Below are 26,554 nucleotides of genomic sequence, written 5' to 3' on the forward strand. Positions count from 1 at the left end.
GACTGGACGGCGACCGAATGTTACACACATCGCCATCACATCGCGCAACGACCGTTGCGTAATATGCAACAGGGGAGCGAGCCAGTGGACATCGACCGCGACGCCGTCGCCGCGATCCGCTCGGAGCGGGTCGACTGGCGATTCAAGGGGATGCCGTCGGACGCCTTCGGGTCGACCGTCGGCGAGCTGGCCGAGCGGCGGGCCGACCTGGTCACCGGCGGCTTCGTCGGACCGCTCGTCGTGCTCGACCAGGAGGCCCTGGAGCACAACCTGGACGTCATGGCCGCCTGGTGCGCCGAGCGCGGAGTGCTGCTCGCCCCGCACGGCAAGACCACGATGGCCCCGCAGCTGTTCGCCGCCCAGCTGGAGCGCGGCGCGTGGGGCATCACCGCCGCCAACACCAGCCAGGTCCGCGTCTACCGGGCGTTCCGGGTGCGCCGGGTGCTGCTGGCCAACGAGCTGGTCGACCCGGCCGGGCTGCGCTGGCTCGCGGACGAGCTGGCCGCCGACCCGGACTTCGAGTTCGCCTGCTGGGTCGACTCGGTCGAGGGCGTCGAGCGGATGACCGAGGCGCTGACCGGGGCGCTGTCCGGGGCGCTGGGGGCGCCCGCGCGGCCGGTGGACGTGCTGGTCGAGCTGGGCGCGCCCGGCGGTCGCACCGGGACCCGCGACCTGGCCGCCGCCCGCGCGGTCGCCGAGGCCGCCGCCGCCAGCCCCGCGCTGCGCCTGGTCGGCGTCGCGGGCTACGAGGGCTCCCTGGCGCACGACGCCTCCCCCGGCTCGCTGGCCGCCGTCGACGGCTACCTCGCCGCGCTGCGCGAGCTGGTCCACGACCTGCGCGGCAGCTACGAGGTCGACGAGCCGATCGTCACCGCGGGCGGCAGCGCCTACTTCGACCAGGTCGCCGCCGTCCTGGCCGGGCCGTGGGAGCTGCCGGTCCGCCCGGTGCTGCGCAGCGGCGCGTACGTCACCCACGACCACGGCTTCTACCAGGGCGTGTCGCCGCTGAACCGGGGCGCGGGCCCCGTGCCGCTCAAGCCCGCGCTGCTGGCCTGGGCGCAGGTGGTGTCGCGGCCCGAGCCGGGGCTGGCGCTGCTGGTCCTGGGCAAGCGCGACGCCTCCTTCGACGAGGGCCTGCCCGTTCCGCTGCTCGTGCGCGGGGCCGACGGGGAGCAGCGCGCGCTGGACGGCGCCGAGGTGACCTCGCTGGCCGACCAGCACACGTTCCTGGCGCTGCCCGAGGACTCGACCGTGCGCGTGGGCGACTGGATCGGCCTCGGCCTGTCCCACCCGTGCACCGTCTTCGACAAGTGGCAGCTCATCCCGGTCGTGGAGGGCACGACCGTGGTCGACCTGGTGCGCACCTACTTCTGAGCACCGCACCCACCGGGCCGCGCGACGACGCGCGGCCCCCGCCTGGCTGGAGGGGCACGAGTGGACATCGTCTACCGGGGAGCACGGGTGGTCGACGGCACCGGACGACCGGGGTACGCCGCCGACGTGGGGGTGCGGGACGGGCGGGTGGCCGGGATCGGCTCCGGCCTGTCCGGGCGGCGCGTGGTGGACGCGGGCGGGCTGGTGCTCGCGCCGGGGTTCATCGACATGCACTCCCACTCCGACCTGCAGGTCCTGGCCAACCCCGAGCACCTGGCCAAGGTCAGCCAGGGCGTGACCACCGAGGTCCTCGGCCAGGACGGGCTGTCCTACGCGCCGGTGGACGACGAGGTGCTCGCCGCCCTGCGCGGGCAGCTCGCGGGCTGGAACGACGACCCGGCCGGGTTCGACTGGGACTGGCGCTCGGTCGGCGAGTACCTGGACCGGCTGGACAGGGGCATCGCGGTCAACGCCGCCTACCTGGTGCCGCAGGGCACGCTGCGGATGCTGTGCGTCGGCCTGGAGGACCGGCCCGCGACGGAGGCCGAGCTGGCGCGGATGAAGGAGGTGCTGGCGCGCTCGCTGGACGAGGGCGCGCTGGGCCTGTCGTCCGGGCTGACCTACGCGCCCGGCATGTACGCGTCGTCGCACGAGCTGGTCGAGCTGTGCCGGGTCACCGGCGAGCGCGGCGGCTACTACAGCCCGCACCACCGCAGCTACGGCGCGGGCGCGCTGGAGGCGTACGCGGAGATGGTGGGGCTCTCGCGCGAGTCCGGCTGCCCGCTGCACCTGGCGCACGCCACCATGAACTTCCCCGTCAACGAGGGCCGCGCGGGTGAGCTGCTCGCGCTGCTGGACTCCGCGATCGCCGACGGCGTCGACATCACCCTGGACACCTACCCGTACCTGCCGGGCGCCACCTACCTGTCGGCGCTGCTGCCCGGCTGGGCGTCCGGTGGCGGCGTCGAGGCGACCCTGGCGAGGCTGACCGACCCCGCCACGCGCGAGCGGGTGCGCGTGGAGATCGAGGAGACCGGGTCGGACGGCTGCCACGGCGTTCCGGTCGACTGGGAGTCCATCGAGATCAACGGCGTGCGGCTGGCCGAGCACGCGCACCTGGTCGGCCACAGCGTCGCCGCCTCCGCGCGCGCCGCCGGACGTCCCCCGGCCGAGCTGTACTTCGACGTGCTGGTCGCCGAGCGGCTGGGCGCCTCGTGCCTGATGCACGTGGGCCACGAGGACAACGTGCGGGCGATCATGCGCCACCCCGCGCACACCGGCGGCAGCGACGGCCTGCTCGTCGGCGACCGGCCGCACCCGCGCGCGTGGGGCACCTTCCCGCGCTACCTCGCCCGGTACGTGCGGGAGCTGGGCGTGCTCGGGCTGGAGGAGTGCGTGGCGCACCTGACCGGGCGCGCCGCGCGCCGGTTGCGGCTGGCCGACCGGGGCCTGGTGCGCGAGGGGTACGCCGCCGACCTGGTGCTGTTCGACCCGGACACCGTCGTGGACACCGCGACGTTCGACGCCCCCAGGCAGGCCGCCGAGGGCATCCACCACGTCGTCGTCAACGGGGTCCCCGTCGTCGACGCGGGCAGGCGCACCGACGCCCTGCCCGGACGTTCCCTGCGAAACACCCGGAGCCACGCGTGATCGACTGGTTGCAGCACTCGACGGCGGGGCTGCTGACCCTGTCCGGGCTCAGCATCGCCCTGCTGCTGTTGATGATCATCCGCTGGAAGGTCGAGCCGTTCATCGCGCTGCTCGTGGTCGGCCTCCTGGTGGCGCTGGCCGCGGGCCTGCCGGTGGAGGTGCTGGTCGGGTCGGCGCAGAAGGCCTCGGACTCGTTGCTGGAGAAGGGCTTCGGCAGCATCCTCGGCCACATCACGGCCATCATCGGGCTCGGCACGCTGCTGGGCGCGATCCTGGAGGCGTCCGGGGGCGCCGAGGTGCTGACCCGCTCGCTGCTGCGGGCGTTCGGCGAGAACCGCGCGCCGCTGGCGATGGGCCTGGCCGGTCTGATCTTCGGCGTGCCGGTGTTCTTCGACATCGGCATCTTCGTGCTGGCGCCGCTGGTGTACGTGGCGGCCAAGCGCGCCGGGCGCTCCATCGTGCTCTACGCGATGCCGCTGCTCGCCGGCTTGTCCGTGATGCACGCGTTCATGCCCCCGCACCCCGGTCCCGTGGCGGCGGCCGGACTGCTGAACGTGGGCCTGGGCTGGATCATCGTCATGGGCCTGGCCGTGGCGATCCCGTCCTGGTTCGTCGGCGGCGTGCTGTTCTCGGCGTGGATCGGCAAGCGGCTGGAGATCCCGGTCCCCGAGGAGATGCTGGCGGCGGCGGAGAAGGCGCGCGCCGAGAGCACCAAGGGCGAGCCGCCGCTGTCGCTGGTGCTGGGCATCATCGCGGTGCCGCTGGTGCTGATCCTGGCGGGCACGTTCGGCAGCATCCTGCTGCCCAAGGGCTCGTCGCTGCTGGGCGTGTTCACGTTCTTCGGCACGCCCGCCGTGGCGCTGACCATCGCGGTGCTGCTGGCGTTCTGGCTGCTGGGCTTCCGGCGCGGCATGACGCGGGAGAAGATCGCCGAGCTGTCGGCGGCGTCGCTGCGCCCGGTGGCGATGATCCTGCTGGTGGTCGGCGCGGGCGGGTTCTTCGGCGCGGTGCTGTCCGCGACCGGCGTCGGCAAGGTGCTGGCGAACTCCCTGGCGGACCTGGGACTCCCGGTCATGGCGCTGGCCTACGTGATCAGCTGCGGGATGCGGATCGCGCAGGGCTCGGCGACGGTGGCGATCGTGACCACCACCGGCATCGTGGCGCCGCTGGTGGCGGAGCAGTCCTACTCGCAGCCGCAGCTGGCGCTGGTGGTCATGGCGATCGCGTCCGGCTCGATCATCGCCTCGCACGTCAACGACGGCGGGTTCTGGATCGTGTCGCGGTACTTCGGGCTGTCGGTGAAGGAGACGCTCCAGACCTGGACGGTCGTGGAGACCCTGCTGTCCGTGGTGGGCTTCGTGGTCGCCGCGCTGCTCAGCCTGGTGGTGTAGCCGCGCCGGACCCGGTGCGGCGAGAGGCCCCCGCGCCCTCCCCCTCGGAGACGCGGGGGCCTCTCCCCCCTGCGGGTCGCACCTCCCCGCGCGACCCTCCGCCACCTACACGAGCGGGGGTTCGAGCGGGTTCACCGAATTCCCAAGATTTTTCCGACGGGCCGCGACCTAGCCCTTGAGCACCTCGGTGAGGAACTTGCCGGTGTGGCTCTCCGGCACGTCCGCCACCTGCTCCGGCGTGCCCTCGGCGACGACGATCCCGCCGCCCGAACCACCCTCGGGCCCCATGTCGACCAACCAGTCCGAGGTCTTGATGACGTCGAGGTTGTGCTCGATCACGATGACCGTGTTGCCCTTGTCCACCAGGCCGTTGATGACCAGCAGCAGCTTGCGGATGTCCTCGAAGTGCAGGCCCGTGGTCGGCTCGTCGAGCACGTACACGGTCTTGCCGGTGGACCGCTTCTGCAGCTCGGCGCCCAGCTTCACGCGCTGCGCCTCGCCGCCGGACAGCGTCGTCGCGGGCTGGCCGAGCCGCACGTAGCCGAGGCCGACGTCCACGAGGGTGCGCAGGTGCCGGTGGATGGCGTTGATGGGCTCGAAGAAGTCCGCCGCCTCCTCGATGGGCATGTCCAGCACCTCGGAGATGGTCTTGCCCTTGTAGTGCACCTCCAGGGTCTCCCGGTTGTACCGGGCCCCCTTGCACACCTCGCACGGCACGTAGACGTCCGGCAGGAAGTTCATCTCGATCTTCAGCGTGCCGTCGCCCGCGCACGCCTCGCAGCGCCCGCCCTTGACGTTGAAGGAGAACCGGCCCGGCTGGTAGCCGCGCACCTTCGCCTCGGTGGTGGCCGCGAACAGCTTGCGGATGTGGTCGAACACGCCGGTGTAGGTCGCCGGGTTCGAGCGCGGGGTGCGGCCGATGGGCGACTGGTCCACCTGCACGAGCTTGTCGACGTGCTCAAGGCCCTTGACGCGGGTGTGCCTGCCGGGGACCTGCCGCGCGCCGTTGAGCTTGTTCGCCAGCACGGTCGCGAGGATGTCGTTGACCAGCGTGGACTTGCCCGAGCCGGACACGCCGGTGACGGACACCAGGCAGCCCAGCGGGAACGACACGTCGATGCCGCGCAGGTTGTGCTCGCGCGCGCCCACCACGGTCAGCTGCCGCTTCTTGTCGATCGGGCGGCGCAGCTCCGGCATCGGGATCTGCTTGCGTCCGGACAGGTACGCGCCGGTCACCGACTCCTTGTTGCGCAGCAGCGCCTTGTACGGGCCGCTGTGCACGACGTGCCCGCCGTGCTCGCCCGCGCCGGGGCCGATGTCGACCACCCAGTCCGAGGCGCGCACGGTGTCCTCGTCGTGCTCGACCACGATGAGCGTGTTGCCCAGGTCCCGCAGCCGGGTCAGCGTCTCGATGAGCCGGTGGTTGTCCCGCTGGTGCAGGCCGATCGACGGCTCGTCCAGCACGTACAGCACGCCGACCAGGCCGGAGCCGATCTGGGTGGCGAGCCGGATGCGCTGCGCCTCGCCGCCGGACAGGGTGCCGGATGCGCGGCCGAGCGAGAGGTAGTTCAGGCCCACGTCGAGCAGGAACCGCAGCCGCGCCTGGATCTCCTTGAGCACCGCGCCCGCGATCATGGACTCGCGCTGGCCGAGCTTGAGGCCGTCCAGGAAGTCCGAGCACTCGCCGACGCTCATCGCGCACACCTCGGCGATGGACTTCGGGCCGAGCGCGCCGTGGTCGAGCGTGACGGCGAGGATCTCGGGCTTGAGGCGGGTGCCCTTGCACGACGGGCAGGGCACCTCCCGCATGTAGCCCTCGTACTTCTCCTTCATGCTCTCGGACTCGGTCTGCTCCAGGCGCCGCTCCAGGAACGGGATGACGCCCTCGAAGTCCGCGTAGTAGGAGCGCTCGCGGCCGTACCGGTTGCGGTAGCGGACGTTCACCTGCTCGTCGACGCCGTGCAGCACCGCCTTCTGCACCTTCGCGGGCAGCTGCCGCCACGGGGTGTCCATGCGGAACCCGATGGCCAGCGACAGCGACTCCAGCAGGCGGGTGAAGTAGTCGGCGGTCTGGCCGCCCGCCCACGGCGCGATGGCGCCCTCGCCCAGCGGCAGCTCGTCGTCCGGCACCACCAGCTCCGGGTCCACCTCCATCCGCACGCCCAGGCCCGTGCAGGTCGGGCACGCGCCGTAGGGGGAGTTGAAGGAGAACGACCGGGGCTCCAGGTCCTCGATCGCCAGCGGGTGGCTGTTGGGGCAGGCCAGGTTCTCGGAGAACCGGCGCACCCGCGCGGGGTCGTTCTCGGGCAGGTCGACGAACTCCAGCTCGACCAGCCCGTCGGCCAGCCGCAGCGCGGTCTCCACCGAGTCGGTGAGCCGCTGCTTGGCCGAGGTCTTCACCGCGAGCCGGTCGATCACGGCCGCGATCTCGTGCTTCTCCTGCTTCTTCAGCTTCGGCACGTCGGTCAGCGCGTGGACCTGGCCGTCCACCTTGACCCGCGAGTAGCCCTGGGTCTGGAGGTTCGCGAACAGGTCGACGTACTCGCCCTTGCGCCCGCGCACGATCGGCGCGAGGACCTGGAACTTGACGCCCTGCTCCATCGCCAGCACCTGGTCGACGATCTGCTGCGGGGTCTGCTTGCTGATCGCCTCGCCGCACACCGGGCAGTGCGCCTTGCCCGCGCGCGCGTAGAGCAGCCGCAGGTAGTCGTAGACCTCGGTGATCGTGCCGACCGTGGAGCGCGGGTTGCGGCTGGTGGACTTCTGGTCGATGGAGACCGCGGGCGACAGGCCCTCGATGAAGTCCACGTCCGGCTTGTCCATCTGGCCGAGGAACTGCCTGGCGTACGCGGACAGCGACTCGACGTAGCGGCGCTGCCCCTCCGCGAAGATCGTGTCGAACGCGAGGCTGGACTTGCCCGACCCGGAGAGCCCGGTGAAGACGATCAGGCTGTCGCGGGGCAGGTCGAGGTCGACCCCCCGGAGGTTGTGCTCGCGCGCGCCGCGAACGACAAGGCGGTCTGCCACACCCATTCCCTTCCCGATTGCGTGATCACCGAACACATGTTCGAAAAAGCGTACCCGCCGAGCGGGCTGACACGATCGGGGAGGGGGTGCCCCCGCTGGTGCGCGGCACACCCGGACCAGCCCCGGAACCCCTCGATCGTGCGCCAACGGCTCTACCGGTGGGTAGTGAACGCCCCTAGGCTGGAGCGGTAGGCCGTTCGGCCGCAGATCCCGGGATGAGGTGCCCATGAGCTTCGCTGACGCAGCCCAAGCCCAGGTCCACTCCGCGACGAGCGTACCCGCGCCACGCGAGGAGTCGGGCGCGATGCAGGACGCGCTCGCCGGACTGGCGGAGGTCGAGCGGGCCACGGCCGAGCTGTACCGCGTGGTCGACGGGTTCGACCTGGCGTCGGTGCGGGAGCCCAGCCTGCTGCCGGGGTGGAGCCGGGCGCACGTGATGACGCACCTGGCGCGCGGCGCGGACGCCCTGCTGAACCTGCTGACGTGGGCCAAGACCGGGGTCGAGCACCCGATGTACCTGAGCATGGCGGACCGCGAGGCCGACATCGCCGAGGGCGGGGCGCGTCCGCCGACGCTGCTGCGCGCCGACCTGGACGCGGCCAGCCAGCGGCTCGCCGCCGCGATCCGGGACCTGCCCGCGACCGCGTGGGAGGCCGAGGTGGCGCACCCGGTCAAGGGGCCGATCCTGGCGGGGCGGGTGCCGTGGATGCGGTTGGGCGAGGTGTGGGTGCACCTGGTCGACCTGGACGCGGGCTTCGGGTTCGCCGACGTCCCGGAGGACCTGCACGAGCTGCTGCTGAACGAGGCGGTCGGGGTGTACGCCGACCGCGAGGGGGTGCCGCCGGTGCGCCTGGAGGTGGCGCTGCCCGACGGGCGTCAGCGCACCTGGGAGTTGCCCGCGGGGGCGGGCAGCGACGCGCCGGTGATCAGCGGCGGCGCGGCCGAGGTGATCGGCTGGCTGACCGGGCGCGGCGACGGCAGCGGCCTGGAGGGCCGGGTGCCGACGTTGCCCAGGTGGCTCTGAGCGCGCAGTCCGACGACGAGCAGCCACCGGGCGAGCGCGGGGCGGTGGCTGGCGGTGAGCAGGCGGTGCGCGGGCCGTTCCACCAGGGCGGTCAGCGCCCAGCCGAGCAGGACGGCGGTGGCCAGGAACGCGGCGAGCTGGACGGCCGGGCCCCACGGGGTCAGGCGCTCCATCACCACGTAGCCGATCTCCTGGTGGACCAGGTACACGCCGTAGGAGATGCCCGCGAGCCAGCGGATCGGCGTGGCGAGCGCGCGCAGCGGCGCGACGTCCCAGTCCGGCCCGGCTGCCGCGGCGCACACCCCGACGAGCACGACGCCGAGCGCGGCGGTGCCCTCCAGGTTGTCGCTGTGCAGGTACTGGGCGCCGAGCGCGGTGATCAGCAGCGCGGTCAGGTGCCGGTTCCCGAGCCGTTCGCGGGACCACAGCCACACGCCGACGCCCATGGCGAACAGCTGGGCGCGGTGCGCGCCGAGGCCGTCGTAGAGCAGCTTCAGCAGACCGGGTTCGCCGATCCACTCGCGCATGACCAGCGGTCCGAGCACGAGGGCCCAGAGCAGCGCGGGCAGCGCGCGACCGCGGACGCGGGAGGCGAGCAGCGCGCCCGCGACGAACCCGGTGAGCTGGACGGGCAGGGTCCAGTAGGAGAAGTCGACCAGCCGGACGTCCGGGAGCCAGTTCTGCAGCATGAGGATGTTGAGGACCAGGTCGCGGGGTTCGAGGTGCGACCAGCCCTCGGGGGCCAGGTGCACGAGGACCCAGTAGGTCAGGCAGGCCGCCACCGCGTAGGCGGGGAGCAGGCGGGCGAGCCGGTTGCGCAGGAACCAGGCGCGGTCGCCCTTGGCCAGCGAGGCGCAGGCGAAGAACGCGGAGATCACCACCAGCGAGCTCGCGCCCATCTCCAGGGACACGGTGAACAGGGGTTCGCCGATCTCCGGGTGGACGTTCGGCCCGGCGTGGGTCGCGTGTTGCAGCACGACGGCCAGCACGGCGAGCACGCGCAGCACGTCCCAGTTGATCCTGCGGGTTTTCGGCACGGTGGGGGTGACCTGCTTCAGGGTGGGGACGGCGGAACGGCGTTCGGCGGCGGATCGTTGACAACCCTAAGGAACGTTCCTGTAGGGACCCTGAAGGTGCGAAGGCCGGCGGGCGGCTACCGTCGGCGACCGTGGACGTACTAGAGGACTACACCGGCCACGTCGAGCCGGGCGGCCCGGCGGCGCGCCGGGTGCTGGACGCGCTGACCATCACGAAGGTGTCGGTCGGCCCGATGGACAACAACGCGTACCTGCTGGTGTGCCGCGCGACGAACGAAGCGCTGCTCATCGACGCCGCAGCCGACCCGGAGCGCCTGTCCGACCTGGTCGGTCACGACGTGACCAGGCCGAGGCTGAGGACGGTCGTGACCACCCACCAGCACGGCGACCACTGGGCGGCGCTGGGCGCGGTCGCGGGCGCGAACGGCTCGAACACCGCCGCGCACCCCTTGGACGCCGAGGTCCTGCCGGTCCCCCCGGACTTCCTGGTGGAGCACGGCGACACCCTGCAGGTGGGCGAGTCGACCCTGGAGGTGATCCACCTCCGCGGCCACACGCCAGGCTCGATCGCCCTCCTGTACCGCGACCCGACCGGCCACCCCCACCTCTTCACGGGCGACTCGCTGTTCCCCGGAGGCGTGGGCAGGACCACCTCCCCGGAGGCGTTCACGAGCCTGCTGGACGACGTCCAGTCCCGCCTCTTCGACGCCCTCCCGGACAACACCTGGTTCTACCCCGGCCACGGCGACGACTCGACGCTGGGCGCAGAACGCCCGAACCTGAACGAGTGGCGCTCCCGCGGCTGGTGACCCCCAAGCCGGGAGCGCCCCGCGCTCCCGGCCCTCCCCCTCCCGGCCACCCCCGAACAACGCTGTCAGCAGCCCTCACTCACCCGACAACGCTCCCAACAACCCCCACAGACCCCACCCCGCCCTGCCCCACCACCTGACAGCGCCCTCTCGCAGCGCCCCGCCGCCCCACCCACCTGCCACGAACGCCCCAGGCAGCCCGCCCACCTCAGGTCGCCTACCCACCCAGGGCACCCGCCTCCCCCAAGCCGCCCCGCCCGGCCGAGCCCGCCCACCAGAGATCGCCGGCCCGCCTCAGGCAGCCCGCCTCTCCCAGGTCGCCTCGCCCGCATAACCTCAGGTCGCCGCCCCACCCCAGGTCGCCGCCCCACCCCAGGGCTCCGTCTACCCCAGGGCGTCCATCTACCCCAGATCGCCTCGCCCCCGAAGTCGCCCGCCCGAGGTCGCTGGCCCGAGGTCGCCCGTCCGAAGTCGCTGGCCTGGCTCGCCCGCCTGCCCACAGTTACCCCTTTGCCCCAGGCCACCACCCAGCCCCAAGCTGCCCGCCTGCCCCAAGCCACCCACCCGCCCGTCCGCCCGTCCGTCCGTCGGCCCGTCCGTCCGTCGGCCCGTCGGCCCGTCCGTACGTCGACCGTCGCCCCGTTCTTCCGTTCCCCCGTTCGCCGTCCGCCATTCCCCCGTCCGCCGTCCGCCGTCCGCCGTCCGCCGTCCGCCCCAGGTTGTTCCGTCCGCCCGAGGTCGCCCACCCGACGCCGCTCCGCTCTAGGCCGCGGTGAGACCAAGCTCCCGCAGAACCTCCCACGCCCCCCACAACCCCAGCGGGGTAGCGCGCACCTCATCCGGCTCCCCATCCCCCAACACCTCGACCGCGCCCAGCAGCACGAGCACCGCGGCCACCCGAAGAACGTCCTGTCGCAGATCCGGCTCCCACCCCTCGGGCACCCCACCGGGAATAGCAAGCTGATCAACCAGCGCCTGCCCGCACAGATCCACCAGCTCAGCGACCGGCACAGGCGTCCCACCGGTGCTGTACAGCCGCGCCCACAGATCAGGCGCGATGTCGGTCAGGAACTGCCCGACCAACGTGGGCAGCGGGTACTCACTGGGACACACGACGTGCCCCAGCCCGCTGAACGCCACACAGGCCTCCCGCCACAGCTCCACGGGCCGCTCCAGCAACGCGGCGCCCTCACCGAGCGCCACCCGCCCCTCCCCTACCCGCACGACCCCCAGCGCCCTGGCCCACTCGACCAGCAGCGCCACTTCCCGCAGCTCGTCCACCCCGAGCAGCAGCGCGAGATCACCGTCCCGCACCACCCCCTGCGCCCCGCTCAACGTGACCGCACGCCCGGACTCCCCAACCCATTCCACAAGAACCCGCAACCGCCAGAGCAGCTCGGACTCGCGAGCCGCGGCCTCCACCGCACCCGAGGACAACGACCGCACCGGCCCGCTCACAAGTTCCTCGGCGACCGCAGCGGCGTCCGGCTTCACGAAGGCGCTGCTGAACTCACCACCACCCCGCCGCATGATCACGTCGAGCACACCCCGGTCGTACTCGACTTCCCCAGCCTGCACCGAGGCCAGGAACCGACCGTTCTCCTCCTGGTCGTCGGGATCGACCCCGTGCTCCCGCATCCGGGTGACCCAGAACTTCGCAGGCCCGCTGTTGCGCTCATCGCCCATCGCGTCGAGGAAGGCCGGGGTGCGCACGTCGATCTCCGAGTGCAACTCCCCGAGATCACCCACCACGACCGCACCACCGTCGACCGACCCCAGGAAGTCGACCCACAGGTGCAACGTCGCAGGCACGCCGAGCCACTGCTCCGCCCTCATGACCACCCCGCGCGGAAACCCGACGAGCAGCAACTCCCGCAGATCCCCGACGTCCCACCGACCGGGGTGCCGCCCCTCGGCGAGCCGCCAGTCCACAGCGGCCTGTGCGACGAAGTGGTCGACGTCGACGCCGCGCTCATCAGCCCAGCACTCGAACGCAGCCAACAACTCGCCGCCGATTTCCTCCCACGCACCAGCGTCGCCGAGGTGATCGCTCGCAGTCATGGCCCCACTATCGCCGATGCGACGACTCCCCCAAGACCCCTAGACCCCGCACAGAATGATCAACACCCACGCCCAGAACAGCACCGCACAAGAACGGCCAGCACCCCAACCCCGGCCACGACCAGCCGGAAGCCCACCACTCCCGCACTCACTCACCAGGACGCATCACCACCCAAACCAAACCTCCAAGCCGTCCACCACAATCCCAAAGACCACTCTTTAGAGTGAAGCCCTCCCGCAAGATGCGCCCGCAACGGCGCTGCGTAGTCATAAATGGAATCACCCCCTAGCCATTCACCCAGAGCATCACCACTTTTCACTCACTCGCCACACCCAGCCCCGCCCCCGCTCCACTCCAGGTTCCACTCCAGGCTCGGTCCCGCCCCAAGCTCAAGCCCGTGCCAGGCCCGAACCCGAGCCCAACTCAGGGCACAACACCAGCCGCAACCACGGCAAGCACCAGCACAGCCATGGGGTCACCCCACGCCACCAACCCGAAGGCGCCCACTCAGCCATCAACCCCTAGGCCAGCCCAGCCAAGCCGGTGCCCGAAACAGCACCAAGCACCCGGCCGACCCATCACCGGCACTCGCTGCACCCGCCGACCCGCAGCGCTCACCGCAGCACGAACCGCCCACACCCCAACGGTTCCACCTTCGGCGCAGCACGTTCCCACGGCCGCCCGTAGCGGTGTTCCCCCACACCGGAGGCATGATCGAACAATGCTGGAGTTCAACGAGGACAACGGTTCCTACGAGTGGTGGATCGCAGCCAACCCAGACCAGTTCGTCATCAACGCGGAACACAGCCTCAACCCCGCCACCATGATCTTGCACCGCGCCAACTGCCGCTCCATGAGCAGCACTCCGACGAACGGCAAGACCTGGGTGGACGAGTACGTCAAGATCTGCGGCACCCGCCGCGAACTGCTGACCCGCTACCCCACCGCACGCCCGTGCCACTTATGCCTGCGCTGAACCCCGACACCACACGACGCCCCACGCCATGCCCCGGACTCACACCACCGCTCCACGTCGCCAAGCCCGCACACGGCCCCGAAGGCCTCCAGCACGCACTCGACGGCATCAACCGAGCAACAGCGCTCCGGCGACAAAGACCTGACCCCGTCAGCACCAGCAGCACCAGCAGCTCCGGACTACCTGACCCGGCGGTCAGCACGAGGCCGTTGCGCTCAACGCCGACCGCTCGACCTCGATCAACCGCGACGCGCCCAACCCCGACAAAGGACCCGGCCGGAGCACAGCGGCCAAGCGCTACCGCACTCGTGCCGCGTACTAGTGGAGCGGCCGTGACGCCCCCGTCTTGCGCCACGACCGAATCCCGCCTCCCGCACCTGTGCGGGCCGCCCGGGTCCCCGTCACAATTCTGCCCGGAGTGATCCCCCGCAGACAATTGTTCTTCCACCAGGAATCAAGGGAGAATCAGGCAACGCTCGACCTACCAGCGGAAACGCTGCACAGAACAGGATTTACCACACTTCCGGGTGACAGTCAGGAACAGCGCGCACACCACGGCAAACGATTGCGCCCGCACTGCACACCCCCTCCAGGAAGGCCGAGCAGCTCGACCCCCTGGAATCCCGCGCAAAATCCGAAGAGAACTCACCAATCCCGCGAGCCGCTCGTCAACCCCGCGCCCCACGATCCACAGTCAACAACCCGACCCCGGCGATCGCGTCCACCGCGTAGTGGTCCCCAGCGGAATCAACCCCACCGGTCCCCAGCACCGTGCCCCCGGCGATCCCGGACGTCGTCGCCCCGTCGATCACCGCCTGCCCGGCGCCCCCGCCGAACCGCACCCGCGCCTCCGCGCCGGTCGGCAGGTGCACCGCGAACGTCGAAGCCCCACCGGTCACCCGCACCGGCACCGCACCGGACGGCTCGGGCAGCGTCAGGTCGACCCGCTGCGACCCGGCGCCGAAGTCCACCGACGAGACCCGCGCGGCCCCGAGGTCGACGGTCTGCTCGACCGCCCCGCCGTCCAGCCGCACCTTCCACAGCACCGACCGGTTCACCTCGACCCGCGCGTCGGCCGTCCCGGAACCGCCGCGGTCCTCGAACGACACCCGCACCACGCCCCCGTCGACGTTGGCGCGCGGCGCGAGCTTCGACCCGTCCGGGGCCCACGCCCGCACCAGCTCGTCACCGAGGTCGGCGGCCCGCACGACGATCGTGGTCGCCCCGCTCAGCAGCGCCAGCTCGGCCTGGTCCCGCCCGTCCGACGCGATGGCGACCAGCCGACCGTCACCCCCGCCGCACCCGCTCGCGAGAACCAGCACCGCCGTCGCGAGGACCGGCCACAGCCTGCGCATCAAAGGCTCCTCCTTGATCACCCGCCCACTCACGAAAATCCCCATCCGAGTGAACGCGCAAACGTGTGCGCCCCGATCTGCCGGACGCCCGGAAGCCTCACAGCACCTCCCCCAGCCTCCGCACGCCCTCCCGGATGACCTCGGGGGCGCCGGTGGTGAACGACAGCCGCATCGTCGCCCGGTCAGGTTCACCCGCGTAGAAGGAGGCGCCCGGCACGAACGCCACGTCCCGCTCCAGCGCCCGCCGCAGCACCACCGCCGCGTCCACCTCTCCGGGCAGCCGGACCCACACGAACATCCCGCCGTCCGGGTCGGTCCGCACCGCCCCCTCGGGCAGCACCGCCGCCAGGGCGCCGACCAGCGCGTCCCGCCGCTCCCGGTAGGTCGCGCACAACCGCCGGACGTGCGCGTCGAGGTCGCTCTCCCGCAGGTAGTCCGCGACAACGGCCTGGTCGAACGCGGAGGTGTGCAGGTCGGCGGCCTGCTTGGTGACCACGAGCGCGGGCATCAGCTCTTCGGGCGCGCGCAGCCAGCCGACCCGCAGGCCCGGTGCGCCGATCTTGGAGAACGTGCCCAGGTGCAGCACGAGGTCGCTCGACGCGGCCAGCGCGGGCACCGCGTCCCCCCGGTAGCGCAGCTCGCTGTACGGGTCGTCCTCCAGCACGCGGAGCCCGGAGCGCTCGGCGACGCGGAGGACCTCGGCGCGCCGCTCGGCGTCGAGGGTGCGGCCGGTCGGGTTGGCGAAGGTCGGCACCAGGTAGAGCAGCTCGGGCCGGTCGCGCTCGACGACCTCGGCGAGCGCGACCGGGTCGATGCCGCGCTCGTCGCCGGGGACCGCGACCACGCGCGCGCCCGCGAGGTGGAAGCACTGGAGCGCGGCGAGATAGGTCGGTTCCTCGACCGCGACGACGGAGCCGGGTTCGAGCAGGGCGGTGACCACGAGGGTGAGCGCCTGCTGGGACCCGGTGGTGATCAGCAGCTCGTCGGGTCGCGTGGGCAGGCCGCGCGCGGTGAGCCGGGCCGCGACCTGTTCTCGCAGGTCGGCGTCGCCTTCGGTGGGCGCGTACTGGAGGGTGCGGCGGGTGAGGGCGCGGTCGGCGGCGGCGCGGAGGCCGTCGAGGTCGAACAGCTCGGGCGCGGGCAGGCCGCCCGCGAAGGAGATCACCTCGGGGCGCGAGGTGAGGGCGAGCAGGTCGCGGACGGGCGAGCTGGGCACGGAAAGGGAGCGCACGGGCAGTCCTCGGGCCAGGAGTTGCAGGGGACCGCGGTCGTGCCGCGTCGACGAGCTGCGCCCAGGGGTGCGAGGAGCCGCTGCGACCATCCTAGCTTCACGATCCGGCGAATCTCCCCCTGTCGCTGACCTGCGTATTTCCTCGACTTCGGTCACACACCGGGATGAATCGAGGGCCGCTCCGAACCACTGGTTCCGGATTTTTGTCGGCGACTGTCCGCATCCTGTTCACGACCGACTGCCACACCGGGCAGAGCCACTACCCGAGGAGGGATCATGCTCCGTTGACAGGCAATATGCCGATGCGTCTATATTTCCAGCATGGCATCTATGTTCGCCGTGCTGGCCGACTCCCACCGGCGGGAGATCCTCGACGTCCTGCGGTCAGGCGAGCGCCCGGTCAACGACCTGGTCGAGCTGCTCAACCTGACCCAGCCCACGGTGTCCAAGCACCTCAAGGTGCTTCGCGACGTGGGGCTGGTCGAGGTCCGCAGGGACGCCCAGCGGCGCTGGTACCGGCTCCAGCCGGAGCCGCTGGCGGAGGTCGACGCCTGGCTCGCCCCGTACCGGCGGATGTGGATGACGAGCTTCACCGCTCTCGACCGGCACCTGGAGGAGATGGGCGAATGAGGGACGCACGGCTGGAGACGATCGACGGGAAACCGGTGCTGCGGCTGGAGAGGCGGTTCGCGCACCCCGTGTCCAAGGTGTGGCGGGCGGTCAGCGAACCCGCTGAACTGGCGCACTGGTTCCCCGCCGAGGTCGAGCTCGAGAACGGGAGGATGCGCTTCGCCTTCCCCGACCCGACCATGGACGCCGGGGAAGGCAGGGTGCTGGAGCTGGACCCGCCCAGGGTGTTCGCGTTCGAGTGGAACGAGGACGTCCTGCGCTTCGAACTCCTGCCGGAGCCAGGGGGCTGCCTGCTGGTCCTCACGCAGGTGATCGGGGCGGGGCCGCTCGGCGCGGGGCGCAACGCCGTGGGGTGGCGGACGTGCTTGGAAGCCCTGGACGCGCGCTTGGGCGACCGGCCGTTCACCGCTCCCCCGGACCGCCTGGGCCCGATCGAGCTGCACGTCCGCGAGTTCGGCCTGGACCGCGGCGAAGTGGCGGACGGGCGGATCAGGTTCAGCAGGGACCTGGTCTGGCGACCGCTGGCCGAGGTGTGGGCCGTGCTGACCGGTGGCGGAACGCCTGCGGTCGGCGACGCCGCTCCGGAGAGCGCGGGCTGTTCCCGCGTCCGACCGGGACCGGTGGTGGTCGTGGAGGAGCCGACCCTGCTCGAGTTCGACTCGTCGTCGGGCCGGGTGCGCTGGGAGCTGTCCAGCGACCCGGTCGGGGGCACCGTCGTGACCCTGACCCACGTGGTCGGGGCCGGGGAGGTGTCCGTGCCTGCGGCGCTGGCCGCTTGGCACGTGCGGTTGGACCTGCTGTTCGCGGCGCTGCTGGGTGAAGAGCGCCCGTGGCCTGAAGAAGGGGAGAACGGATTGGCAGCTGACTACGCAGTGATCCACAACTGAATACGACCCTGAAAGAACCGGCAGAGCCGGTCGTCCAGCGGAGTCGCGCGGTCCTCGGGCCGCTCGCGGAACCGCTGGGCGACCGGGCCACCCGGCCGCTGGGAAGCGGTCGCGGCGGGGCGGGTGTCACACGTGGTTCAGCAGCCTCTGCGGGCTCGGCCCGCGATGCCCAGGACCGCGAGTCCGGCGATCAGCATCAGGATGGCCACGAGCACCGGCCAACCGTGGTTGCCGCGAAAAGCGCTGGTCTGACCTGAGACCGGAGCTGCCAGCGGGCTCCCGGCTTGGTTCGCGGCGAGTTCGGCGGTGGTGGTTGACGGGCTTGAGGTGTCGATCAGCACTCCGGGGACGCTGGCGGCGTCGCCCTGGAACCGGTCGTCTTCCGAGGCGTTGGCGGCATCGGGGTCGGTCTTGTCCGGGCTGGCCTGTTGGTGGGCCGCCGAACTGTCGTCTGCGTTGTTCGGGACGGCCTGGGGAGCGCCTGCGTGGCCGTGGGGTGCTTGCGGTGCGGGGTTCCTGACCACGAGCGTTTGTCCGGGGCCTTGTTGTTGCGGGGAAGCGTGCTTCGGGGGGCGCTGTCCTTGGCCCGCATGTTCCTGACCGGGGTGGGCCTGGGCTTGAGGCGGTTGGCCTTGGGCGGGGTGGGCTTGGGGTGCTGGGGTTTGTGGGTTGGGCTCCGTGGCCGAGCCGCTCGCGGCTATGCCTGTGGCACCACCGGCGGTGGTGCCACCGCTCGTGGTGCCGTTGTTGGCGGTGCCGTTGTCCGGGGCTCCTGGGTTTGGCGCGTTGGTGTTCGTTGCGCCAGAGCTCGGTGAACCTGCGCCTGCTGAGCCTGGGGCGATCGCACCGGAGCCTGCCGTGCCGCTGCCGGGTTGGGGTGGGTCCGGAATGGCCGGGATCGGTTGGCGGCGGACCGGGTGGTTGGCCGCTGGCTCGTCGCAGGGCGGGTGTTCGACGGTGGTCTGGTTCCGGGGTGGTTGCTGCTCCGCAGCGCAAGCGCGCGTCTGCGGTGGCGCGGAGTGCGGTTCCGCGGTGCTGGCCGCTCCGCTGGACAGCACCGCGATCACGGTGAGCGCTGTGCACGCGGCAGTTCGGAAGGGGAACCGGGCCATGTCCAGATGCTGTGCGCGGTGCGTTGATCGCGCGCGGTGAACCGCGTCGGCTCACACCGCCGTGCGGCACAACCCCCCGCACGAGGGCCGGGATCGGGATGGTGAGGGTGAGGGGTAGGGGCGGCGGGGTGGACAGGGCGGGCAGGCAGGGCGGGGCAGGCAGGGCGGGGTGGGCTCGGAGGATCCGGAACTGTCAGGGGTCGGTGCGATGCTCCGCGGGTGGACACCGGGGAACTCGTGCACCTGCGGCGGGCGCGTGATCTTGTTGATCGGGAGTACGCGCGGCCTCTGGACGTCGCGGAGTTGGCTCAGGTGGCGTTCATGTCGGTCGCGCACTTCTCCCGGCGGTTCAAGGTCGCGTACGGGGAGACGCCGTACCGGTACCTGATGACGCGTCGGGTCGAGCGGGCCAAGGCGTTGTTGCGGCGTGGGGACCTCGGGGTGACCGAGGTGTGCATGGCGGTCGGGTGCACGTCGTTGGGGTCGTTCAGCGCGCGCTTCACCGAGCTGGTCGGGGAGACGCCCAGCGCCTACCGGGCCCGTGAGCACTCGGCGGTCCAGGTGGTGCCCGGTTGTTACGCCATGCGGGTGATGCGACCGAGCAGATTTCGAGAAGCAGGCGACGTGGGCCCGCCGATAGGTTCGCCGGTGTGAACATTCGGGTTTCCCACACCTTCCTGCAGGTCGACGATCACGATGCCGCGCTGGGCTTCTACCGCGACACCCTCGGGCTGGAGGTGCGCTCGGACGTGTCGTTCAACGAGTTCCGCTGGCTGTCGCTCGGCTCGTCGGAGCAGCCCGGTCTGGAGATCGTGCTGGAGAGCGCGGACATGGGGCGGTCGCCCGAGGACGCGAAGGCGATCAACGAGCTGCGGGCCAAGGGCTCGTTGAGCGGTCTGATCTTCTGGGTGGAGGACTGCGACGCCCTGTTCGAGAAGGTCCGCGCGTCGGGCGCCGAGGTCGTGCAGGAGCCGACCGACCAGGACTACGGGGTGCGCGACTGCGCGTTCCGCGACCCGGCGGGCAACCAGATCCGGTTCTCCGGGAAGCCCGCTTCCTGATCCGGGCGGGTGGTGCGCGTCCCGTCCTCGACCGGTGCAGGGGAGCGGTCGAGGGCGTGGCGCGGCTCTCGCGTGCGTCCGGGCGGGTTGGGGTGCGTGCTGCCGGGGCGGGCGGCGTGCCAGGATCGGGGGCGTGGAAGCAAGTGACCGCGACCGCGATCCCGACGGCCGGGCGCGCAACGCGCGCCCCCGTGACGGTCTGGGCCGTCCGCTGCCCTACGGGGCGGTCGGGGTCGAGCGGCAGCCCGAGGGAGTCGTGAGAGCACCGGACGAGTCGCTGCGGGAAGCGCAGCGGCTGCTGGACGAGGGCAAGCCGTTCCACGCCCACGAGGTGCTGGAGGACGCCTGGAAGTCGGCTCCCGAGGCCGAGCGGGAGCTGTGGCGCGGGCTGGCGCAGCTGGCGGTGGGGTTGACGCACGCGTTGCGCGGCAACGGTCGGGGCGCGCGGTCGCTGGTGAAGCGCGGGGCGCGCAGCATCGAGCCGTACCGCGACGCCCGCCCGCACGGGGTGGACGTCGCCGGGCTGGTGGACTGGGCGGAGCGCGGGGCCTACCTGGACGCCGGTCCCGACGCCGCGGGCACCGGTGGTCGAGAGGGTGCGGTTCTGGCCGCCCCCGAGCGGACCGGAGCGGAAACAGGGGTGGACCGGGCTGTCGTCGGCGGCGCGCGTGTGCTGAGGTTGCGCGGATGACCGTGCGCATTCGACCTTACGAACCCCGCGACTGGGACGCCCTCGGCGACATCTGCGTGCGCACCTCCGACGTGGGGCGCGACGGCACGCACCTCTACCCGGACCCGGACCTGGTGTCCTCGGTCTACGCGTGGCCGTACGCGGCGCTGGAGCCCGAGCTGGTGTTCGTCGCCGACGACGGAGAGCGGGCCGTGGGCTACGTGCTCGGCACCTCGGACACCTCGCTGTTCGCCAAGCGCTTCCGGAACGAGTGGCTGCCCGAGGTGGCGGCCCGGTTCCCCGCGCCGTCCGGTCCGCCGATCACCCAGGCGGACGCGGTGGCCGACCTGCTGCACGCGCCGGAGCGCATGGTGCCGCTGGACCTGGACGACTACCCCGCGCACCTGCACATCGACCTGCTCCCGGACCACCAGCGCGGTGGGCACGGGCGGGCGCTGATGACGCGGTTCCTGGACGCGCTGCGGGATCGCGGCGTGACGGGCGTGCACCTCGGGGTGTCGACCGCGAACGCCTCGGCGCTCGCGTTCTACGAGCGGTTGGGGTTCCACGAGCTGACGTCGGCGGGCGTCGGCGGGCTGTCGGTGTTCCTCGGGAAGCGAATTGCTCCGAACGCCCGCTTGGCGGCGGGGGCGGCCGGGTAACAGGAGGTCACCTACTCACTGGGAGGCCACCGTGCTCGCCACCATCGCCGCGGTCATCTTCGGTCTGGCCCTGCTGCTGGACCTGGCGAACGCCTCGCTCGGCAGCGTGATCGAACCCGCAACCCTGACGCTCGCGGGTCTGCTGTTCCTCGCGCTGCACATGGCCGGGGTGGGCTCGGCGCTGCGCGCGCCCAGCTTCCGCCGCCGTCGCTGATCCACGCCGGTTCGACGGGTCCGGCCCGCCCAACGTCAGGCGGGCCGCCCGATCACGTCGGCGGGTCAGGGCCGGATGCTTCGGCCAGGAGGCTGATCGGCGTCGTTGACGGGCGCGATCGCCCGCAGGCGCCGAGCGCCGCCGGCCAGCGTCATTGCCCGAAACCGCTGGCTGGCTCCGATCGGCACGTGGACCGCCGTCGAGCACCAGCCGGTCCACCGCGGACGCCGTCGCTCCGTGCCTCTGCTCCGTCGATCACCTGACCTGCGTCGTCAGGTCGCTGTCCGTCGTGGCGCCGAAGTGGCGCCCGACGGGGTTCCCGCCCCGCAGACCGCCGTTCCGGGGAGAAGAACGGCGGTCTGCTCAGGGAGAGCGCGGCGTGACGGGCTGGAGGGAGCCCGCCGGACCGCTCCGCGTGCGGTGATGAGGGGGCAGACCGCGCGGAGCCGGTCGCACCGCCCGCGCTCGGGGCGGTGGGCGCCGGAACCGGTGGGCGTCGAGGTCTCCCGCTCGGGGCAGCGAGCAGGGCCCTTCGCACGCACCGGTCCCGACCTAGTCGGGACGTGTTCGCAGGCGGACGAGGTACGGCGTCGCGTCCGGCGCCGGACGCGCGCCCGAGGGCCGCGTCGTGCGCCGACCGCTCCACGCCGATCGGCCAGGTCCTCGCGCTGGGACCTGGTGGCTCCGGCGCGCCGGAGCCGTCCAGGGCGCGGTCACGGCGCGCGCTCGGCGTCGTTGACCACGCAGACCACCGCGTCGGGGGTCGCGTAGAAGTCCAACCGGTAAGGACCGCACTCCTGCCTCACCGCCTGCCGGTCCTCCACCGGTTGGCGCTGCGGCGGAACGGGTTCTTCCGGTGGGGTCATCGGCTTATCGTGCGCCGACGGGGTCCGTTGACGCACCACCTTCTCCGCCGATATGCGGAAAACGCATACAGGTCAGCCGAGCCACCGCGCGAGCTCGCGCACGTCCCGCTCCCCCACCCACGGGCCGAGCCTGCCCAGCTCGACCAGCACCAGCCCCGAACCGCTGTCCCTCGCCGCGTCCAACGCCTCGTAACCGCAGGCCACGGCTTGATCACGGTGTCCGGCGGCGGCGTGCGCGGCGGCCAGGCGGGCGGTGTGGAGGCCCCGTTCGGCGGCGCGGGCGTGGCCCCACCGGCGGCGGCGCAGCGCCTCGTAGCCCGCGATCGCGCGGTGCGGTTGCCCGAGTTCGAGCCAACAAGCCGCCCGTTCGAGCTCGACGTGCTGCTCCGAAAGGCGGTATCCTATGCGGTATTCGCCGTTGTCCGGCTCAGGGTCCCTGGCAACCGCTACGAGGAGTTCGCGCGCGTGGTCCAACCGGGCCATGCACGTCTCGTCACCCGCCATCGCCAGTCCGCGAGCCTGCTGCCGCAGGACCAGTGCGAGGGTGCGTGGGCCGATGCCGCGCTCGCGCAGGGCGGCACGGGTCAGCGTGAGGACGCGCTCGCCGTCGGGTTCGGCGAGCTGGGCCAGTCGCACGTAGGAGTGGGCGACGACGTCGGGGTCGTCGGCGGCCTGCCCCTGCTCCAGGGCGCGGGTGGTCCACTCGACGGCGCCGCTGCGGTCGCCGACTTCCTCGTACAGCAGGCCGGAGAACTCGGCGTAGGTCGCGGCGACGGCGAGCAGCCTGCGGCGGTGGTCGCCGTCGGCGGCGCGGCGCAGGGCGTCGGCGAAGTCGAACAGCGAGCGGGTGGCGGGGACCAGGGCGCGCCAGCCTTGGCGGTGGTGCGCGTCGTCGAGGATGCGGCGCAGCACCAGCAACTGCCGCACGGGCCCACCGCGCCGGGCGGTGGCCGCGCGCAGCGCGGTGAGGGCTGCCGGGTCGACGGGTCGGTCGGAGCGGGGCGAGACGGACGGGCGGGCGGCCCGGTCGGCCAGGCCGAGCAGGTGGGCCGGGATGCCGAGCAGCCGCTGCATGGTGCGCAGCACGCGCAGGTCGTAAGCGATGCCGCTGCCTGATTCCAGGCGGGAGATCGCGGACTGCGAGTAGCCGGCCAGCGCGCCGAGCTCGTCTTGGCGCAACCCGTGGGCGCGGCGCGCGATGGCGACGAGCACGCCGGGCGCGTCCGACGCGACGGCGGCGTGCACCTCGCGGCTCTCCCACAGCTCGGGCGGCAACGCGGGCAACGGCGTGCCGCGCGACTCGCCGAGGACGTCGGGGCGGGCGACCTCGGGACGGGCGGCGCTGTCTGACCGGGTGGTGCTGTCCGACCGGGTGGTCTCCGGCCGGACAGCCTCCGGACGGGCAATTTCCGGCCGGACAGCCTCAGAGCGAACGGTCTCCGGCCAGGCGGTCTCCAGGCGAGCGGTCTCCGGCCGGATGGTCTCTGGGCGGGCAGTGCCTGGGCGGGCAGTGCCTGGGCGGGCGGCGCCTGGCCGGGCTGAGTCCTGGCGGCCGGAGCCTTGGCGAACGGAGTCCTGGCGAGCGCTGGCCTGGCGTCCGAAGTCTTGGCGATCGGTATCCGGTCGGGCGTTGTCTGGTCGGATGCCGTCTTGGCGGGCGCTGCTAGGACGGGTGCCATTAGATCGGGCACCGTCAGGACGGATGCCGTCCTGGTGAGCGGCATCCGGGTGGGTGCTGCCGAGACGGGTGCCGCCGGGGTGGACGGCGTCGAGATTGACAGCGTCGGGATGGATGCCGACTGGGCGGTCGCCTTCTGGACAGGCGCTGTCTGGGTGGGCGCTGTCTGGACCGATGTTGTCTGGACGGATGTTGTTCAGGTGGGCGCGGTCGGGGCGGGCGCTGTTAGGGCGAGCGTTGTTCGGGCGGATGCCGTCAAGGTGAGCTTCGTCGGGGCAGGTGCTGTCTGGGCGGGTGTTGTTGGGGCGGACTGCGTCGGGGGTTGTCGTGTTTTGAGGGGCGGGAGTCTGGGTGGGGTGTGGTGGTGGGTTGGGGTGTGTCGGGGCGGGGGTTGGGGTAGCGGGTTCCTGGTCGGGTCTGGCGCGGGTCAGGTTGGGGTGGGGTGGGGCTTGGTTGGCGTGAGTGGGTGTTGGGGCGGGGCGAGTGGATGTGGGCTCGTGCCGGGTAGTGGGCTGGGTTGAACCTGGTGGCTCCGTGTCCAGCGGCTCGGGGTTGAGGGGCTCCGGGGTGGGGGGTGCGGGGTGTGTGAGGGCCCTGGGCGTGGCGGTGGGCTGGGGTGGGGTGGTGGGGTGGGGTGGGACCTGCTGTGGGACAGGGGGGTGTGCCGCGGGGTGCGCGGGGAGTTGTTGTGCGGCAACGGGGTGCGCTAGGGCTTGAGGGCCTGCAGGGGACTGGCTGGTGGTGGGTTTTTCTGCGGTCGGCTGGTCTGCGGTGGGGTGTGGTGGGGTGGGCCGCGTTGCCGGGTGTCGGGGGTGCCGGGGTGCGGGGCCTGGCATGGGTGTTGTGCGGTGGCGGGGCGGTGGGGACGGCGTGCGGTGGTGACCGCAGGCTGGTCCGGCAGGGGGGTGGTTCGTTGGCCGGGGGCCGGTGCGGTGCGGTCGGGGACGGCCATGCCGGGGCCTCTCGCTGCGGGTGCGGTGGGCTCGGTAGGTCATGGTCGCAGCGCTCGGGTTCGGGAAGCGACCGCCATCCGGTGCGCGGCTGGCTATGCTCCGGCCGTGCTCCGCGACTTCTCCGCAGGAATCGGACTGCTCGGCCACGGCTTCGGCTCCGTGTTCCGCAGGCCCAAGCTGCTGATCATCGGCGCGATCCCGGCCCTGATCACGACGCTGCTGCTGATCGGCAGCCTCGTGACGCTCGGCTACTGGATCAACGACATCACGGCGTTCGTGACACCGTTCGCCGACAACTGGGCCGAGTCGCTGCGGACCGGTGTGCGGGTGCTGGCGGGCGTGTCCATCCTGGCCGCCTACCTGACCATCGGGCTGCTGCTGTTCACGGCGATCACCCTGATCATCGGTGGCCCGTTCTACGAGCACATCGCCGAGACGATCGAGGACGAGGAGCTGGGCGGCGTCCCGGAGTCCGAGCGGGTCGGCTGGTGGCGGTCGACGGTGGTCGGGACCCGTGACTCGCTGCGCCTCGTGGGCATGGCGATCCTGGTGGCGATCCCGCTGTTCATCGCCGGGTTCATCCCGCTGGTGGGGCAGACCGTGGTCCCGGTGCTCGGCGCGGGGATCAACGGGTGGCTGCTCGGGCTGGAGCTGACCGGCATCCCGTTCACCCGGCGCGGGCTGGACCTGGCGGTTCGGCGGCGGGTGCTCAAGGAGCGGCGGGCTATGGTGCTCGGGTTCGCGGTGCCCGCGTACCTGCTGTGCCTGATCCCGCTGGCGCCGCTGGTGGTCATGCCCGCGGCGATGGCGGGCGGCACCGTGCTGTCGCACCGGCTGCTGGAGGACGAGAAGAACACCGGCAGGCGTCCTCAGTAGACGGATGGCCGCAGGGGACATTGCGGTGGTGGAAGACGTTCGGGAACGGGCGGTCGGCTGAGCCGGCCGCCCGTTCGCTTTCCGCGCCCACCGGTGCCACGACCGACACAGGGCCGGAGGGGGTGGTCAGGGCCGGAGGGAGTGGTCAGGGGGTCAGCTGGGGTTCCAGTTCGGTCGAGTAGGCCGCGACCCGGCTGTAGACGCCTGGCGCTCCCGCTGCCGCGCAGCCCTCGCCCCACGAGGTGACGCCGATCAGCTTGCCGCCTGCGACGAGCGGGCCGCCGGAGTCGCCCTGGCAGGAATCGGTGCCGCCCTTGGGGAAACCGGCGCACACCATGAGGTTCGCGTTGTAGCGCTCGGCGTAGGCGGTGGTGCAGGCGGTGGAGCCGATCACCGGCACCGTCGCGCCGAGCAGGTGGCGCGAGGCGGTCCCGCCCGAGGACGTGGCGCCCCAGCCCAGGACGGTGGCGGGGACGCCTTCCTCGTACAGGGCCGAGTCGGTGGGCCTCGCCAGCGGGAGGGGTTCCGCGTTCAGGGCGCGGTCCAGGGTCAGGACCGAGATGTCGTAGCCCTCGGCGGGTATCTGGTAGGACGGGTGGATCCAGATGTCGGTGACTCGCGCCGTGGTGCCCGCGCTGGAGTCCTTGTCGTCGCGGCCCACGACCACGCGCACCGAGGACGGCGAGTCGTCCTCGGCGCAGTGCGCTGCGGTCAGGACCTTGTCCGGCGCCACCAGGGTTCCGCCGCAGTACTGGGCTCCGGTGCTCGTCGCCAGGTAGACCGCCCACGGGTGGTCTGCGGTGCTGACGCGCGTGCCGCCGACGATCCGCGCGCCGACGTCGCCGTCGGCGGGCACGGGCACAGGCACGGGCGCGGGCTGGGCGGACGCGCTGAGCGCGGTCGTGGGGAGCAGTGCCGCCACCGCGGCGGCTGCGCCGAGCAGGAACCTCAGGCGGCGCGGGGTTTCCGCCATGCTCATCTCCTTCCGGTGCAGTGCGCACCCCTCGGT

22 protein-coding genes and 1 pseudogene are annotated in these 26,554 nt (G+C 72.1%); 14 read left to right on the forward strand and 9 right to left on the reverse strand.

Annotated elements, in window-relative coordinates; all coding sequences use genetic code 11:
- The first annotated feature begins 63 nt into the window (after positions 1–63).
- The 3 genes from AMIR_RS27165 to AMIR_RS27175 are packed head-to-tail and all read left to right on the forward strand — an operon-like array spanning position 64 to position 4,415.
- Entirely contained in the window at positions 64–1,374 is a 1,311-nt protein-coding gene (locus AMIR_RS27165) for an amino acid deaminase (RefSeq protein WP_041837057.1), read from the forward strand.
- A gap of 60 nt (positions 1,375–1,434) precedes the next feature.
- A complete protein-coding gene (locus tag AMIR_RS27170; protein WP_015804184.1) occupies positions 1,435–3,024 on the forward strand; it encodes an N-acyl-D-amino-acid deacylase family protein in 1,590 nt (529 codons plus the stop codon).
- The gene (locus AMIR_RS27175; RefSeq protein WP_015804185.1) at positions 3,021–4,415 is read left to right on the forward strand and encodes a GntP family permease; all 1,395 of its coding nucleotides are present in this window, start codon (positions 3,021–3,023) and stop codon (positions 4,413–4,415) included. Before AMIR_RS27170 ends, AMIR_RS27175 begins: the two co-directional genes overlap by 4 nt.
- A gap of 168 nt (positions 4,416–4,583) precedes the next feature.
- Here AMIR_RS27175 and uvrA read toward each other — a convergent pair whose 3' ends face one another.
- A complete protein-coding gene (uvrA, locus tag AMIR_RS27180) occupies positions 4,584–7,442 on the reverse strand; it encodes an excinuclease ABC subunit UvrA (RefSeq protein ID WP_041837058.1) in 2,859 nt (952 codons plus the stop codon).
- A 226-nt stretch (positions 7,443–7,668) separates the two neighbouring features.
- On the opposite strand from uvrA, the gene AMIR_RS27185 reads away from it, so the two are divergent.
- The gene (locus AMIR_RS27185; RefSeq protein WP_049796981.1) at positions 7,669–8,466 is read left to right on the forward strand and encodes a maleylpyruvate isomerase family mycothiol-dependent enzyme; all 798 of its coding nucleotides are present in this window, start codon (positions 7,669–7,671) and stop codon (positions 8,464–8,466) included.
- Between the two features lie 101 nt (positions 8,467–8,567).
- On the opposite strand, the pseudogene AMIR_RS42350 reads toward AMIR_RS27185, so the two are convergent.
- Positions 8,568–9,503, reverse strand: a pseudogene (locus AMIR_RS42350) (acyltransferase family protein); the annotation flags it as partial.
- Positions 9,504–9,634: 131 nt separating this feature from the next.
- Here AMIR_RS42350 and AMIR_RS27195 point away from each other — a divergent pair.
- Positions 9,635–10,312, forward strand: coding sequence for an MBL fold metallo-hydrolase (locus AMIR_RS27195; protein ID WP_015804189.1), 678 nt, complete (start codon positions 9,635–9,637; stop codon positions 10,310–10,312).
- A gap of 762 nt (positions 10,313–11,074) precedes the next feature.
- Here AMIR_RS27195 and AMIR_RS27200 read toward each other — a convergent pair.
- The gene (locus AMIR_RS27200) at positions 11,075–12,373 is read right to left on the reverse strand and encodes a hypothetical protein (RefSeq protein WP_015804190.1); all 1,299 of its coding nucleotides are present in this window, start codon (positions 12,371–12,373) and stop codon (positions 11,075–11,077) included.
- Positions 12,374–13,095: 722 nt separating this feature from the next.
- On the opposite strand from AMIR_RS27200, the gene AMIR_RS27205 reads away from it, so the two are divergent.
- Positions 13,096–13,350 (forward strand): hypothetical protein, encoded by a 255-nt coding sequence (locus AMIR_RS27205; protein ID WP_015804191.1) that lies wholly within the window; start codon positions 13,096–13,098, stop codon positions 13,348–13,350.
- 668 nt (positions 13,351–14,018) lie between these two features.
- On the opposite strand, the gene AMIR_RS36280 is transcribed toward AMIR_RS27205, so the two are convergent.
- Together AMIR_RS36280 and AMIR_RS27215 are read right to left on the reverse strand one after the other, a co-directional pair.
- Positions 14,019–14,705, reverse strand: a complete 687-nt coding sequence (locus AMIR_RS36280; protein WP_015804192.1) for a hypothetical protein — start codon at positions 14,703–14,705, stop codon at positions 14,019–14,021.
- 97 nt (positions 14,706–14,802) lie between these two features.
- Complete coding sequence (locus AMIR_RS27215) at positions 14,803–15,936, reverse strand: aminotransferase-like domain-containing protein (RefSeq protein WP_015804193.1); 1,134 nt, start codon at positions 15,934–15,936, stop codon at positions 14,803–14,805.
- Positions 15,937–16,257: 321 nt separating this feature from the next.
- Between AMIR_RS27215 and AMIR_RS27220 the strand changes: the two genes are divergently transcribed.
- Positions 16,258–16,566: an ArsR/SmtB family transcription factor gene (locus tag AMIR_RS27220; RefSeq protein WP_041837059.1), complete on the forward strand. Its 309-nt coding sequence runs from the start codon at positions 16,258–16,260 to the stop codon at positions 16,564–16,566.
- Positions 16,563–17,453 carry an SRPBCC family protein gene (locus AMIR_RS27225; RefSeq protein WP_015804195.1) on the forward strand — a complete coding sequence of 297 codons (891 nt, stop codon included), beginning with the start codon at positions 16,563–16,565 and terminating at the stop codon, positions 17,451–17,453. The genes AMIR_RS27220 and AMIR_RS27225 overlap by 4 nt, the downstream gene beginning before the upstream one ends.
- Positions 17,454–17,590: 137 nt before the next feature.
- Here the strand turns inward: AMIR_RS27225 and AMIR_RS39635 are convergent, their stop codons facing one another.
- Positions 17,591–17,977: a hypothetical protein gene (locus AMIR_RS39635; RefSeq protein ID WP_143760915.1), complete on the reverse strand. Its 387-nt coding sequence runs from the start codon at positions 17,975–17,977 to the stop codon at positions 17,591–17,593.
- A gap of 807 nt (positions 17,978–18,784) precedes the next feature.
- Between AMIR_RS39635 and AMIR_RS27230 the strand changes: the two genes are divergently transcribed.
- The 5 genes from AMIR_RS27230 (at position 18,785) to AMIR_RS27250 (ending at position 21,172) form a co-directional block, all read left to right on the forward strand.
- Positions 18,785–19,219, forward strand: a complete 435-nt coding sequence (locus AMIR_RS27230) for a helix-turn-helix transcriptional regulator (RefSeq protein ID WP_015804197.1) — start codon at positions 18,785–18,787, stop codon at positions 19,217–19,219.
- Positions 19,216–19,626, forward strand: a complete 411-nt coding sequence (locus tag AMIR_RS27235) for a VOC family protein (protein ID WP_015804198.1) — start codon at positions 19,216–19,218, stop codon at positions 19,624–19,626. Before AMIR_RS27230 ends, AMIR_RS27235 begins: the two co-directional genes overlap by 4 nt.
- A 133-nt stretch (positions 19,627–19,759) precedes the next feature.
- Entirely contained in the window at positions 19,760–20,317 is a 558-nt protein-coding gene (locus tag AMIR_RS27240) for a DUF309 domain-containing protein (RefSeq protein WP_015804199.1), read from the forward strand.
- Positions 20,314–20,958: a GNAT family N-acetyltransferase gene (locus tag AMIR_RS27245; RefSeq protein ID WP_015804200.1), complete on the forward strand. Its 645-nt coding sequence runs from the start codon at positions 20,314–20,316 to the stop codon at positions 20,956–20,958. The genes AMIR_RS27240 and AMIR_RS27245 overlap by 4 nt, the downstream gene beginning before the upstream one ends.
- A 31-nt stretch (positions 20,959–20,989) precedes the next feature.
- A complete protein-coding gene (locus AMIR_RS27250; RefSeq protein ID WP_015804201.1) occupies positions 20,990–21,172 on the forward strand; it encodes a hypothetical protein in 183 nt (60 codons plus the stop codon).
- 713 nt (positions 21,173–21,885) lie between these two features.
- Here the strand turns inward: AMIR_RS27250 and AMIR_RS40655 are convergent.
- Positions 21,886–22,038, reverse strand: coding sequence for a hypothetical protein (locus AMIR_RS40655; protein ID WP_015804202.1), 153 nt, complete (start codon positions 22,036–22,038; stop codon positions 21,886–21,888).
- A 72-nt stretch (positions 22,039–22,110) separates the two neighbouring features.
- Complete coding sequence (locus AMIR_RS40660) at positions 22,111–23,322, reverse strand: helix-turn-helix domain-containing protein (protein ID WP_187313450.1); 1,212 nt, start codon at positions 23,320–23,322, stop codon at positions 22,111–22,113.
- A 1,452-nt stretch (positions 23,323–24,774) separates the two neighbouring features.
- Here AMIR_RS40660 and AMIR_RS27260 point away from each other — a divergent pair.
- The gene (locus AMIR_RS27260) at positions 24,775–25,545 is read left to right on the forward strand and encodes an EI24 domain-containing protein (RefSeq protein WP_015804204.1); all 771 of its coding nucleotides are present in this window, start codon (positions 24,775–24,777) and stop codon (positions 25,543–25,545) included.
- Positions 25,546–25,690: 145 nt separating this feature from the next.
- Here AMIR_RS27260 and AMIR_RS27265 read toward each other — a convergent pair whose 3' ends face one another.
- Entirely contained in the window at positions 25,691–26,518 is an 828-nt protein-coding gene (locus AMIR_RS27265) for a S1 family peptidase (RefSeq protein WP_015804205.1), read from the reverse strand.
- Positions 26,519–26,554: the final 36 nt, after the last annotated feature.

The sequence above is a fragment of the Actinosynnema mirum DSM 43827 genome (genome assembly GCF_000023245.1).
Taxonomy (GTDB): domain Bacteria; phylum Actinomycetota; class Actinomycetes; order Mycobacteriales; family Pseudonocardiaceae; genus Actinosynnema; species Actinosynnema mirum.

What these genes read in the sequence shown, in the direction of transcription:
- AMIR_RS27220 (WP_041837059.1), top strand. Translation starts at nt 16,258, where the DNA reads ATGGCATCTATGTTCGCCGTGCTGGCCGACTCCCACCGGCGGGAGATC.
- AMIR_RS27205 (WP_015804191.1), top strand. Translation starts at nt 13,096, where the DNA reads ATGCTGGAGTTCAACGAGGACAACGGTTCCTACGAGTGGTGGATCGCA.
- AMIR_RS40655 (WP_015804202.1), bottom strand. Translation starts at nt 22,038, where the DNA reads ATGACCCCACCGGAAGAACCCGTTCCGCCGCAGCGCCAACCGGTGGAG.
- AMIR_RS27265 (WP_015804205.1), bottom strand. Translation starts at nt 26,518, where the DNA reads ATGGCGGAAACCCCGCGCCGCCTGAGGTTCCTGCTCGGCGCAGCCGCC.
- AMIR_RS27245 (WP_015804200.1), top strand. Translation starts at nt 20,314, where the DNA reads ATGACCGTGCGCATTCGACCTTACGAACCCCGCGACTGGGACGCCCTC.
- AMIR_RS27185 (WP_049796981.1), top strand. Translation starts at nt 7,669, where the DNA reads ATGAGCTTCGCTGACGCAGCCCAAGCCCAGGTCCACTCCGCGACGAGC.
- AMIR_RS27225 (WP_015804195.1), top strand. Translation starts at nt 16,563, where the DNA reads ATGAGGGACGCACGGCTGGAGACGATCGACGGGAAACCGGTGCTGCGG.
- AMIR_RS27200 (WP_015804190.1), bottom strand. Translation starts at nt 12,373, where the DNA reads ATGACTGCGAGCGATCACCTCGGCGACGCTGGTGCGTGGGAGGAAATC.
- AMIR_RS36280 (WP_015804192.1), bottom strand. Translation starts at nt 14,705, where the DNA reads ATGCGCAGGCTGTGGCCGGTCCTCGCGACGGCGGTGCTGGTTCTCGCG.
- AMIR_RS27165 (WP_041837057.1), top strand. Translation starts at nt 64, where the DNA reads ATGCAACAGGGGAGCGAGCCAGTGGACATCGACCGCGACGCCGTCGCC.